At 55.6% G+C, this 11,916-nt stretch carries 13 protein-coding genes and 1 pseudogene; 8 read left to right on the plus strand and 6 right to left on the minus strand.

Annotation, left to right across the window (positions count from 1 at the left end):
- The first annotated feature begins 260 nt into the window (after nt 1-260).
- From ltnD to ABLV76_RS22310, 5 genes are read left to right on the plus strand one after another with little or no spacing between them, the layout of a single operon-like run.
- Nucleotides 261-1,163, plus strand: coding sequence for an L-threonate dehydrogenase (gene ltnD, locus ABLV76_RS22290; RefSeq protein WP_032456001.1), 903 nt, complete (start codon nt 261-263; stop codon nt 1,161-1,163).
- An 11-nt stretch (nt 1,164-1,174) separates the two neighbouring features.
- Nucleotides 1,175-2,440, plus strand: a complete 1,266-nt coding sequence (gene otnK / locus ABLV76_RS22295) for a 3-oxo-tetronate kinase (protein ID WP_049003702.1) — start codon at nt 1,175-1,177, stop codon at nt 2,438-2,440.
- On the plus strand, nt 2,433-3,053 hold the full coding sequence (locus ABLV76_RS22300) for an aldolase (protein ID WP_017900343.1): 621 nt from the start codon (nt 2,433-2,435) through the stop codon (nt 3,051-3,053). Before otnK ends, ABLV76_RS22300 begins: the two co-directional genes overlap by 8 nt.
- A 4-nt stretch (nt 3,054-3,057) precedes the next feature.
- A complete protein-coding gene (locus tag ABLV76_RS22305; RefSeq protein WP_348878482.1) occupies nt 3,058-3,840 on the plus strand; it encodes an HPr family phosphocarrier protein in 783 nt (260 codons plus the stop codon).
- A 56-nt stretch (nt 3,841-3,896) separates the two neighbouring features.
- Complete coding sequence (locus tag ABLV76_RS22310; RefSeq protein WP_004206005.1) at nt 3,897-5,261, plus strand: GntP family transporter; 1,365 nt, start codon at nt 3,897-3,899, stop codon at nt 5,259-5,261.
- A 26-nt stretch (nt 5,262-5,287) separates the two neighbouring features.
- On the opposite strand, the gene ABLV76_RS22315 is transcribed toward ABLV76_RS22310, so the two are convergent.
- The gene (locus tag ABLV76_RS22315; protein ID WP_004206007.1) at nt 5,288-6,196 is read right to left on the minus strand and encodes a helix-turn-helix domain-containing protein; all 909 of its coding nucleotides are present in this window, start codon (nt 6,194-6,196) and stop codon (nt 5,288-5,290) included.
- Between the two features lie 311 nt (nt 6,197-6,507).
- Between ABLV76_RS22315 and kbvR the strand changes: the two genes are divergently transcribed.
- The gene (kbvR, locus tag ABLV76_RS22320) at nt 6,508-7,119 is read left to right on the plus strand and encodes a LuxR family transcriptional regulator KbvR (RefSeq protein ID WP_348878483.1); all 612 of its coding nucleotides are present in this window, start codon (nt 6,508-6,510) and stop codon (nt 7,117-7,119) included.
- A 29-nt stretch (nt 7,120-7,148) separates the two neighbouring features.
- Here the strand turns inward: kbvR and ABLV76_RS22325 are convergent, their stop codons facing one another.
- Nucleotides 7,149-7,268, minus strand: a complete 120-nt coding sequence (locus tag ABLV76_RS22325) for a small membrane protein (RefSeq protein ID WP_138100189.1) — start codon at nt 7,266-7,268, stop codon at nt 7,149-7,151.
- 348 nt (nt 7,269-7,616) lie between these two features.
- The gene (locus ABLV76_RS22330; RefSeq protein ID WP_124070599.1) at nt 7,617-8,585 is read right to left on the minus strand and encodes an IS5-like element IS903B family transposase; all 969 of its coding nucleotides are present in this window, start codon (nt 8,583-8,585) and stop codon (nt 7,617-7,619) included.
- Nucleotides 8,586-8,732: 147 nt separating this feature from the next.
- Between ABLV76_RS22330 and ABLV76_RS22335 the strand changes: the two genes are divergently transcribed.
- Nucleotides 8,733-9,950 (plus strand): diguanylate phosphodiesterase, encoded by a 1,218-nt coding sequence (locus ABLV76_RS22335; protein WP_064187257.1) that lies wholly within the window; start codon nt 8,733-8,735, stop codon nt 9,948-9,950.
- Nucleotides 9,951-9,970: 20 nt separating this feature from the next.
- Here the strand turns inward: ABLV76_RS22335 and ABLV76_RS22340 are convergent, their stop codons facing one another.
- The 3 genes and pseudogenes from ABLV76_RS22340 to ABLV76_RS22350 form a co-directional block, all read right to left on the minus strand.
- Nucleotides 9,971-10,483: a 2-oxo-tetronate isomerase gene (locus tag ABLV76_RS22340; protein ID WP_135683146.1), complete on the minus strand. Its 513-nt coding sequence runs from the start codon at nt 10,481-10,483 to the stop codon at nt 9,971-9,973.
- A gap of 169 nt (nt 10,484-10,652) precedes the next feature.
- Entirely contained in the window at nt 10,653-11,126 is a 474-nt protein-coding gene (locus ABLV76_RS22345; protein WP_017900339.1) for an Hsp20 family protein, read from the minus strand.
- A 450-nt stretch (nt 11,127-11,576) separates the two neighbouring features.
- A pseudogene (locus tag ABLV76_RS22350) lies at nt 11,577-11,669 on the minus strand (hypothetical protein); the annotation flags it as partial.
- Between ABLV76_RS22350 and ABLV76_RS22355 the strand changes: the two are divergent.
- Nucleotides 11,629-11,724, plus strand: a complete 96-nt coding sequence (locus ABLV76_RS22355; protein ID WP_272481999.1) for a YnaM/YnfT family protein — start codon at nt 11,629-11,631, stop codon at nt 11,722-11,724. The pseudogene ABLV76_RS22350 and the gene ABLV76_RS22355 sit on opposite strands and share 41 nt — an antisense overlap.
- The last annotated feature ends 192 nt before the right edge of the window (nt 11,725-11,916 follow it).

An 11,916-nucleotide genomic window follows, 5' to 3' on the forward strand; every position in this document is an offset into this window, starting at 1 on the left:
CGCTCTCCCCTTACCATTTTTTCACACCAGACCACACCACTCACGCCGGGAGCCTGACGATACCCTGTACTGTTATCGCGCTTGACCGCTGTTTTTACGCTATTTTAGGGCAAGAATCGCCGTCGTGCAGCCACTTTCCGCCTGTGAATTTTTTATATTCATGTGGGTTATTCGTGATAACTCTCACATAATTTCACATGATAACGCTTTACTCTATCATTAAATCACATTAATTAACGAATATTCACAAGGAGACCGTCATGACTGCACACACAAACGTCTGCGTGATTGGACTGGGTTCGATGGGCATGGGCGCCGCCCGCGCTTGCCTGCAGGCGGGCCTGAACACCTGGGGGGTGGACATCAACCCCGACAACTGCCGCGCGCTGCTGGAGGCGGGCGCCCAGGGCGCAGGCTCCAGCGCGGTGCCTTTCGCCGCTGAGCTGGATGCGGTCGTACTGCTGGTGGTTAATGCCGCCCAGGTGCGGGGGATCCTGTTCGGCGAGAGCGGCCTCGCCGCCCATCTGAAGCCGGGCACCGCGGTGATGGTATCGTCAACCATCGCCGCCGCCGATGCCCAGGCGATAGCCGTAGCGCTGGCAGAATACCAGCTCTTGATGCTCGACGCGCCGGTATCGGGCGGCGCAGTGAAAGCGGCCGCCGGCGACATGACGATAATGGCCTCCGGGAGCGATGCCGCCTTCGCCCGCCTCGCGCCGGTGCTGGATGCGGTGGCCGGCAAAGTCTATCGCATCGGGAGCGACATTGGCCTCGGTTCGACGGTGAAAATCATCCATCAGCTGCTGGCCGGGGTGCATATCGCCGTCGCCGCCGAAGCGATGGCCCTCGCCGCCCGCGCCGGCATCCCGCTGGAGACGATGTACGACGTTGTGACCCACGCGGCAGGTAATTCGTGGATGTTTGAGAATCGTATGCAGCACGTCCTGGATGGCGATTACTCGCCAAAATCCGCCGTCGATATTTTTGTCAAAGATCTCGGTCTGGTGAATGACACCGCCCGGGCGCTGACCTTCCCGCTGCCGCTCGCGACCACCGCGCTGAATATGTTCACCTCCGCCAGCAACGCCGGATTCGGCCGGGAAGATGACAGCGCGGTGATCAAGATTTTCAACGGCATTACCCTGCCGGGCCATAAACAGTGAGGAGAGACAAGATGCAGCTTGGTGTCATTGCCGATGACTTTACCGGCGCCACGGATATCGCCAGCTTCCTCGTGCGCAACGGCATGCCGACCGTGCAGCTAAACGGCGTACCGCCCCACGAACTGCCGTTGACCAGTGAAGCGGTGGTGATCAGTCTGAAAACGCGATCCTGCCCGGTGGAAACCGCCGTCAGCCAGTCCCTGGCGGCCCTGCGCTGGCTGCAAGCCCGGGGCTGTCAGCAATTTTATTTTAAGTATTGTTCCACTTTCGACAGCACCGCGCAGGGTAACATTGGCCCGGTACTGGATGCGCTGCTGGCAGAGCTGGGCGAGACGCGGACGGTGATATCACCGGCGCTGCCGGTGAACGGCCGCACGGTCTATCAGGGGTATCTGTTTGTCGGCCAGCAGTTGCTCAATGAGTCCGGGATGCGCCACCATCCGGTGACGCCAATGGAGGATGCCCACCTCGGCCGCTTAATCGAACGCCAGGGCGGCGGTAAAGCGGCGCTGATAGCCTGGCCGATTGTCGATCAGGGGCCGGAAGCGGTCGCTGCCGCGCTGGCGGCCATCAGCGATCCGGCGGTGCGCTATGTGGTGCTCGATGCCCTTAGTGAACAGCATTTGCTGACCCAGGGGGCGGCGCTGCGGGAGATGAAGCTGGTCTCCGGCGGCTCTGGTCTCGCCATCGGCCTCGCCCGCGACTGGGCTCAGCGCCACGGAACCCAGGGTGAAGGATCCCTGGCGGGCATGCCGCTGCCCGGCCCGGCGGTGGTGCTCTCGGGCTCTTGTTCGCTGATGACCAACAGCCAGGTGGCGGCCTATCGTGAACAGGCTCCCGCCCGCGCCGTTGACTTAAGCGCCTGCTTTACCGATCTCGAAGGCTATGTCGGGACGCTGGCAGCCTGGGTGGACGCAAACCGCGATGCGCCGCTGGCGCCGATGGTCTATGCCACCACCGAGCCGCAAACGCTGCAGCGGATCCAGGCGCAGTATGGCGACAAGGCCAGCAGCGAAAGGGTGGAACAGTTGTTCGCCGCCCTCGCCGCCGCGCTGAAAGCGAAAGGATTCACCCGCTTTATTGTGGCCGGAGGGGAAACGTCGAGCATCGTGGCGCAGACGCTGGGGGTCGAGGCGTTCCATATCGGGCCGACGATCTCCCCTGGAGTTCCCTGGGTGCGTGACACCCGCCAGCCGCTCTCCCTGGCGCTGAAGTCAGGGAATTTCGGCGATATCTCGTTCTTTGCCCGTGCCCAGCAGGAGTTTTGTCATGACTGAGCAACAGCTGCGAGATGAGATGGTGCAAATTGGCGCCTCGTTGTTTAACCGCGGTTATGCCACCGGCTCCGCCGGCAATCTGTCGCTGCTGCTGCCGGACGGCAACCTGCTGGCGACGCCGACCGGCTCCTGCCTGGGCGAGCTGCAGGCGCAGCGGTTGTCGGTGGTCACCCTGCAAGGCGAATGGCTCGCCGGCGACAAACCGTCGAAAGAGGTCGCTTTTCACCGGGCGGTCTATTTGCATAACCCGGCCTGCAAGGCGATCGTCCACTTGCATAGCCACTATTTGACCGCGCTCTCCTGCCTGCAGGGGCTCGATCCGCACAATTGTATTCGCCCCTTTACTCCCTACGTGGTGATGCGGGTCGGCGACGTCCCGGTGGTTCCCTACTACCGACCGGGTGACGACCGCATTGCCGAGGCGCTGGCCGGGCTGGCGCCGCGCTATAACGCCTTTTTACTGGCCAACCATGGTCCGGTGGTCACCGGCTCATCGCTGCGCGAAGCCACCAACAATACCGAAGAGCTGGAAGAGACCGCGCGGCTGATGTTTACCCTCGGCAATCGCGAGATCCGTTACCTGACCGCTGACGAAGTGGATGAACTGAGATAAAACCATGCCAAAATTCGCTGCAAATTTATCCATGCTGTTTACCGAGCTGCCGTTCCTGGACCGCTTTGCCGCCGCCGCCGGCGCCGGTTTCGAAGCCGTGGAGTTTCTGTTCCCCTATGAGTATGCCGCCGGGGAAATTAAACAGCGCCTGCAGGAAAACCAGCTGCAGCTGGTGCTGTTTAATACCCCGCCCGGCGACGTTAATGCCGGGGAGTGGGGTCTCGCCGCCCTGCCGGGCAGGAGCGCCGAGGCCCGGCGTGATATTGAGCTGGCGCTGGAGTATGCCTGCCAGCTGGATTGTCCGCAGGTGCATATCATGGCCGGCGTGGTGCCGCCGGGGATGGATCGCGCGGCCTGCGAGGCCGAGCTTGTCGATAACCTGCGCTACGCCGCCGAGTGCTTTGCCCGCCACGACAAGCGAGTGCTCATTGAAGCCCTGAATCCGCAGACCAAACCGGGCTATCTCTACCACAGCCAATATCAGACGCTGGAGATAGTGAAGCGGGTCGACCGGCCAAACATCGCGGTGCAGTTAGATCTGTTTCATGCGCAGAAAGTGGACGGTAATTTAAGCCATCTTATTACTGAGTATGCCGGTCAGTACCGCCATATTCAGATAGCCTCCCTGCCCGACCGCCATGAACCGGACGAGGGCGAGATTAATTATTCATGGATCTATGCGTTACTGGATAAAGCGGGCTATGACGGTTGGATCGGCTGCGAATATATCCCCAGGGCGGATACCCTTTCCGGACTGGAATGGTTTTCGCCCTACCGGAAAAAATAAAGCGCAGTTCTAAAAATATAACTCTCTGTATACCTGTTAATACCCGAGGCAAAACTATGTCGACATCGGCGCTGTTACTTATTGCGTTAGCCAGCGTAGTGCTGTTGCTCCTGCTGGTGATCAAAGCTAAAGCGCATCCTTTTGTGGCGCTCCTGATCGTCAGCCTGCTGGTGGCGTTCGCCACCGGCATTCCGGCGGATAAAATCATTACCACCATTGAAAAAGGGATGGGCGGCCTGCTCGGCCATATCGCCAGCATTATTATTTTGGGATCAATGCTGGGGGTGCTCATTGAAATATCCGGCGGCGCCGAATCGCTGGCGAAAACGCTGACCGGCGTGCTGGGTTCTAAACGGACGATTGCCGCCTTAACCATCGTTGCTTTTATTCTCGGCACGCCAGTCTTCTTTGAAGTCGGCTTTATTATCATCATTCCGTTAATTTACGGCTTCAGTAAAGTCGCTCATATGTCGCCGTTGAAGTTTGGCCTGCCAATGGCCGGAGTGATGTTAACCGTCCACGTGGCATTGCCAACCCACCCTGGCGCGGCGGCCGCGGCAGGTATTCTGCATAGCGATGTCGGCTGGCTGATGCTGGCGGGGATTGGGGTGTCGGTCGTGGTGGGTATCGTGGGTTATTTTGTCGCCCGGTCGATCAATCAGCGCCATTATCATCTGTCGATTAACGTGCTGGAACAGCAGCAAACGGCCGAGGTGCCCGACCTCTCCGTCAACGCGCAGCAGACCCGACTGGCGCCGCCGAATGCGCTGGTTATCGGCGGGCTGATCGTGGTGCCCATCGTGCTGATTGTTTCCGGAACGCTCTGTCAGGCCTTGCTGCTGCCGGAAAACGCGATTCGCCAGCTGATGACCGTCATTGGCACCCCGCCCGTCGCCCTGCTGATCTCCCTGGGGCTGGCCAGCTGGACGCTGGGCATCCGGCGGGGTATGAACCTGAAAAAGCTGGGAGAAGTGACCGGCAGCGCGATCCCCTCCTCGGCGGACGTTATCCTTGTCGCCGGCGCCGGCGGCGCCTTTGGCGGGGTGCTGGTCGCCTCCGGCATCGGCAATGCCTTAGCCGAGGCGCTGGAGACGATTCATCTGCCGCTGATGCCCGCCGCTTTCCTGCTGTCGCTGGTGCTTCGGGCCTCGCAGGGCTCGGCCACCGTGGCGATCCTCACCACCTCCGGCCTGCTGTCACAGGCGGTTGCCGGGCTGGAGCCGCTCCAGCTGGTGCTGGTGACGCTGGCGACCTGCTTCGGCTCACTCGGATTGTCACACGTCAACGATGCCGGATTTTGGGTGGTCACGCGCTATCTGGGGCTCTCGGTGCCGGACGGACTCAAAACATGGACCGTACTGACAACCATCATGGGGGTGACGGGCTTCCTCATTACCTGGCTGCTGTGGTTTTTACTGTGAAGTTTATTTGGGTGGCTCCGGCCACCTTATTGGGTCCCCCTCGCGGGGACTGACTCATTATCGCTGCCCGGCTGCTGAGCCGCCGCTTTCAGCGTCACCGGTATAAAATAGCGTACGTGATAGCACCTCTCTTCTGTATCTCCGCCTTCCGTATGGCGTGCCATGAAACATTCTATGTCATACCCGTCGCGACGGCTTACCCCCAGCGTTGGCAGCAGATCCAGATAGAGATCGCTGGACAAACGGGCATAGCGTGACCAGCTGCCGTAGAAATCAACTCCGACATAGAGTCCCGACCGGGCGGTCAACGTGGACGATGGCTTTCGCGTCTCATGACAACCAACAAAGGCGTTAATCTCGACGTTAAGCTCATTTTGACGCGCCGCGGCGTAATCAGAGAGTATGGAAAGCGAGCCTTCTCCGGTGGTAAAAAAACGGTCAACCTTTTGTCTGATAGCCGTCTTGGCGGTGCGTTGCAGCACCATATCCGACAGGCGCAGTTCATACTTCATCGGGTAGCCATAATAGACCCGCTCCGGCAGGGAACAGATCCGCGCCAATGGCAGACGTTCATCATCAGGGGAGAATTTTTTTAACAGTTTTGCCGTATCCCAGTGCGCTGCGCATCGGTATTCCCGTGGCGAAAGCGAGAACCGTTTCTTAAACTCGCGGGAAAAGGTCTGCGGCGAATCGTAACTTAACTGCCAGGCTATAGCGGCGATCGGTTGCCGCGTTAAGCGCAGACTGACCGCTGCGATGGTCAAGCGCCGCAGGCGAATATACTGCCCGATGGGTAACCGGCCGTATTGATAAAACACCTCGTACACAAACCGACGCGAATAGCCCATATACTGTGCCAGGTCATCGATCGCCGGGTTACAGTAGATATTATCCTCCAGCCACGCCAACATTTTTAAATAGAGCTTCTGCTTCATAAGCACTACATACTTCCTGTAATCTTGTCCTCCGCTAATTCTAACAACAGATACTGGCTATCACTAAGCTTTTTATGCATCGCAAAAATAAAAAATCATCAAAACGCTTAAAACGCTGATCGATATATCCTTAACATTTTGTTTATTAGGAACTTTCGCATACCAATACACCGATATCTCACTTTTCCAGGCAGATATTGCATTAATGAAAAACATCCCTTAGATTACCCCGGCTAAAAAACGTCTGCACCTCACCATTATATTCTTTAATTTATTCTGACACCTTTTTTAATACCCAACAGGGAAGTTATATGACGAATTTTTTGATCAATATAAAAAATCACTATTTGCGGGTTGCTATTGCGGAACTGGTGGATGAAGCGATGAAGACCTACGGGGGATCAGAGTATCAGTTTTCTCAACAATGGAACGCGGATGGGATGGCGCAAGCTAATGTGATCTTCATGGAAATGGTGGCGGGAGAATGGTACCTGTGTCATGACCTGTTTCAGCATGCCCCAGAGCAATACACGCTTTTTATTTTTCAGGATAATGAACAAGCTACCGCCGAAGAGGGTTTACCCAACTGTCTGCGGCAGGCGGTGTTTATGCCTCCCCACGCTCCCGTTCAGCTTCTTAAAGATGAGATAGCCAGCGCGATTCAGCGCTCCCTGCCACCTCATCATGACCCATCCTTCAATCGCCTGCGGCGTTGCATCAATTGCGCCTGCAAGACGGTCAGCGATGCGCAAACCAAAGTCATTTACGCATTCAGTATTGGATTAAGTCCGCATGAAGTCGCCGCGGCGCTTAAAATTAGCCATAAAACAATTCATTCGCATAAAAAGAATATTATGTGCAAGTTCAATTTAAACAGCCGCCAGCAATTTAACAACCTCGTAAAACTACTCGCAAGACGTTAATACAATCGCCATTGTATTACCTCTGCAGATTATCTTCTGGAACGGAAGACGTAGCGTCTTTTGCGTCTTTCCCGAATGTAAGAAACACCACTCCACAAAGAAATAACGGGACAGAGAATCAGGCATAAAATAATAAACAAGTCACTCATAGCAGACCTAAAAAAAGAAATTTAACCTGGACTGATATTATGCATTCTATTTTATCGAGGCAAGACCAGCATCGCTTTTTGAGAGCGTGAAATAGAATGGTAAGATAATTCCTGGTGACGAGTATTAACCGGCTAGTTAATACGCTGAGCCAATATTTCAAAAAGGGCGATCGGTCTGTTTGCCCTTTTTTGCATTGAGCATGCGAAAAAGATAGCTAAACTTTAGATTCCCTGTAGAGTGAAGGTAGTCACCAAGTGAAACTCACGTTCTGCGTGCGGACATCACGGTTAGGGCTTTGTTGAATAAATCAGATTTCGGGTAAGTCTCCCCCGTAGCGGGTTGTGTTTTCAGGCAATACGCACGCTTTCAGGCATACCTGCTTTCGTCATTTTGTTCAGCGCTCGTACCAGGGCCATAGCCTCCGCAACCTGACCATCGTAGTCACGCAGCGTCAGTGAACCCCCGAACAGCTGTTTTACCCGGTACATCGCCGTTTCCGCTATCGAGCGACGGTTGTAATCTGTTGTCCATTTCCACCGCGCATTACTCCCGGTCATTCGCTGATTAGCCACTGCACGGTTACGGTCTGCATATTCACCGGGCCAGTAACCCGCACCTTTTCGGGGTGGGATAAGCGCGCTGATTTTCTTACGCCGCAGTTCATCGTGACAGAGCCGGGTGTCGTAAGCGCCGTCTGCCGATGCTGCCCTGATTTTTCTGTGAGTCTGCCGGATAAGACCCGGGAAGGCCTCTGAGTCCGTAACGTTGTTCAGCGACAGGTCAGCGCAGATGATTTCATGTGTTTTACTGTCAACGGCGAGATGCAGCTTACGCCAGATACGGCGGCGTTCCTGGCCATGCTTTTTGACTTTCCACTCGCCTTCACCGAAGACCTTCAGCCCGGTGGAATCAACTACCAGGTGTGCGATTTCACCCCGGGTGGGCGTTTTGAAACTGACATTAACCGACTTTGCCCGCCTGCTGACACAGCTGTAATCCGGGCAGCGTAGCGGAACGTTCATCAGAGAAAAAATGGAATCAATAAAGCCCTGCGCAGCGCGCAGGGTCAGCCTGAATACGCGTTTAATGACCAGCACAGTCGTGATGGCAAGGTCAGAATAGCGCTGAGGTCTGCCTCGTGAAGAAGGTGTTGCTGACTCATACCAGGCCTGAAAAGCTTCATCATCCAGCCAGAAAGTGAGGGAGCCACGGTTGATGAGGGCTTTATTGTAGGTGGGCCAGTTGGTGATTTTGAACTTTTGCTTTGCCACGGAACGGTCTGCGTTGTCGGGAAGATGCGTGATCTGATCCTTCAACTCAGCAAAAGTTCGATTTATTCAACAAAGCCCACGGTTAGTTAAAGGGCACCAAACACAGACTCCCTATTTGGGGGGCAGGCCATACTTTTCTCAACATGCGCTGTACAGGCCATCGCAGCTTTGCTGCAGCGACCGGAATGACTAATGCTAACCACCCTGATTTATCGCAGCCAGGTTGATCCTGACCGCCCGCTCACCGATCTCGACGCTTTAATTCATCGCGCCTGCGGGAAAAATACGCCCCTTGGCATCACCGGCATTCTGTTGTTTAACGGCCTGCAGTTCTTCCAGGTGCTGGAAGGGAGCGAAGAGAGTCTGGAGTCGTTATTCCACGAAATACAAAGCGATCCGCGCCATCGCGATGTGGTTGAGCTGATGCGCGACTATTCGGCCTACCGTCGCTTTCGCGGCACCGGGATGCGCATGTTGGATCTCCGTCTTTACGATGACGATGGCGCGCTGGAGGAGATCCTGCGCATTAGCTCGTTCGGGGTCACCGAGCCAATCAACGACCGGATGTTCCGACTGATTAACGCCTTTATCGCTAACGGTGGGCGCTATTGTCTTCCCGAGCCGTTGCAGCCTTCTCGCTGGACGATGAAGGCCGCCGCGGGCACAGCCACGCCGCGTCATCTGCCCGATCAACCGTGCCAGTTTGCCTTGCAGGCTATCGTCGAACCAGCGAAAAAGCGAATCTCCTCCTTTGAAGCGCTGATCCGCAGCCCTACCGGCGGATCCCCTGTGGAGATGTTTGCCGCCATCCCGGCGGAGGATCGTTACCGTTTCGACCTCGAGAGCAAAGCATATGCCTTCTCTCTCGCAGGTCAGCTACCGCTTGGCAAACACCAACTGGCCATTAACCTGCTGCCCGGTTCGCTGTATAACCATCCTGACGCCGTCGGCTGGCTGATGAACAGCCTGCTGGCGGCCGGCCTCAGGCCGGACCAGGTGCTGATAGAGGTCACCGAAACGGAGGTGATCACCTGCTTCGACCAGTTCCGCAAGGTGCTCAAAGCGCTGCGCGTCGCAGGCATGAAGCTGGCCATCGATGACTTTGGCGCGGGTTACTCCGGCCTGTCGTTACTGACCCGCTTTCAGCCTGACAAAATTAAAGTGGACGCAGAGCTGGTGCGCAACATTCATATCAGCGGCACCAAGCAGGCGATTGTCGCCTCGGTCGTCCGCTGCTGCGAGGATTTAGGCATCACGGTCGTGGCGGAAGGCGTTGAAACCCTGGAGGAGTGGTGCTGGCTACAGTCGGTTGGCATTCGCCTGTTTCAGGGCTTCCTGTTTTCCCGGCCTTGTCTGAATGGCATCGGGGAGATTTTCTGGCCGGTAGAGCGCCAGGCTGCGGATCTGTAAGGGCGCAGCGTCCGGTAGCGTCACTGCCAGTGGGCGAGTTTTTCGCCCAGCGCTGCCATGGCGAAGCGCACCGCTTGTGCCACCACTGCCTCGCAGTCACCGGTAAAGCGCATCCGTTGGGTTTCTATCTGGCCGCGAAAGTTCCATGCAAACCATACCGTCCCGGCGGGAGTTCCATCCTCCCCTCCTTCCGGCCCCGCATAGCCGCTGATGGCGATGGCGATATTGGCCCCGGCTAACGTCAAAATACCGGTCGACATTTCCTGAACGCACGCTTCGCTGACAGCGCTATGTACCGCCAGGGTTTCCGCGCGGACCTGGAGCACGTTGCGCTTGGCTTCATCGCTGAAGGTAACCACGCCGGTATCATAAAAGGCCGCGGTATCAGCCTGAGCACAGAGCGCCGCCGCCAGATTGCCACCGGTGCAGGATTCCGCCGTGGTCAGTCGCCAGCCTCTCGCAATAAGCGCCCGGGCCACCCGAGCGGTCAATTCATGGGTATTTTGTGCGTCTTTATCGATTTGGTCCGTCATTCTGACACCTCGCCGACTTTTAGAAGGAACACAGCCTCACAGGCCCTGTTTACAGGATAGCATATCGATTTCTCTGATCGCCGGGAGGCCGTTTACGCCTCCTTTAGCGGATAATATAAAGGCCCGCAGCGCGGGCCTTGAAATGAATAACTTTAGGACAGAGGCGCAATCAAACTTTATGCTCGATCACCCTGCCTTGATTCTCAATCGCAATTTTGCGCGGTTTTTCGCTCTCGGGTATTTCCTGATGGATAGCAATTTTTAAGATCCCGCTATCCAGCTGCGCCTGATTAATCTGGGCGTGTTCAGGAAGGGAGAAACTGAGCTGGAAATCAGCCCGACGAATGCCTTTATAAATCCAGCCCTGGCTGCCGCCGGAATGATTTTCGGTTTGCGCGCGTTTGCCGGTAATATGTAAATTACCGCCTACGGTCTCAATTTCCAGTTCATCATCTTTCCAGCCTGGTACGCTGACGCTGAGCAGAAAATTACTGTCATCCACTTTCTGTAAATCGTAGGCAGGTAAGGTACCCACCGGCGTATCGCCAGTTAACTGGCTGAAAAGACGGTCAATACGATTAAAGCGATCGGCAAAAAGGGAATCAGCAAATACCGGGAGTGCTGACAAGGTTTTGAGTGCCATCATTAACCTCCTGAATATCCATTCAAAAGCTCAACATAAAGGCAAGCATTGCTTGTCCGCTATATAAAATAATAGCTAAAGCGCGTTTTTCAAGACCTGAAATAAAAATTTTCTTCGTCAGTCACCGTGAGAAATAACCAGGTCAGGTGGCAAAGTAACCCCCGCCCGACGGCGGGGGTGTGGTGCTTCTGAGTCCCATAACTGATGCTGTTTAACATTCAATAAACAGAAGCGACATGTATATATAACTTGTACAATGGGATGTCAACGCCCGAAACACGACGCATCCCCCTGGCAGTGGCTTCCTGCAACAGCGCAGGGAGAAACACGGCTCCCCGCATTATCCCTCCGTCAAGAGCGGTGCCTCGATATGACATCCGCCTCGCTGGCGCCAGACGGAAAGACGCTGGTGAAAAGATAATCCGTCAGGGAAGGAACCTTTCTCGTCCCCCCGTGCCTAATAATCTGCATACGCACTTTCTGAGGCATCATAATGACCAGCATTTTTATCTCTACCACCCTGTTCGCCCTCTTCGCGTCGATGTTGATCGGTCTGGGGATGGTATGGAGAGGCATCTCCAACAACCCGGATAACTAATCTTTTTCTACGCCGTTGCCTTTCGTCTGTTGCAGCGGCGGGTAAACACCCCACCTTCAACTCCATCTACACGCCTTGTTCAGGCGACATATACTCAGTACTTGCGCCTGCGTACATTTTTCGCAATAGCAATTCACATGGTGAATACGTAACTTCAATTAATATATTTCAGGCCAGAATTATGGCCTGCAA

It is taken from the genome of Klebsiella sp. GB_Kp047 (assembly GCF_040065235.1).
In the GTDB taxonomy this organism is placed as follows: Bacteria; Pseudomonadota; Gammaproteobacteria; order Enterobacterales; family Enterobacteriaceae; genus Klebsiella; species Klebsiella quasipneumoniae.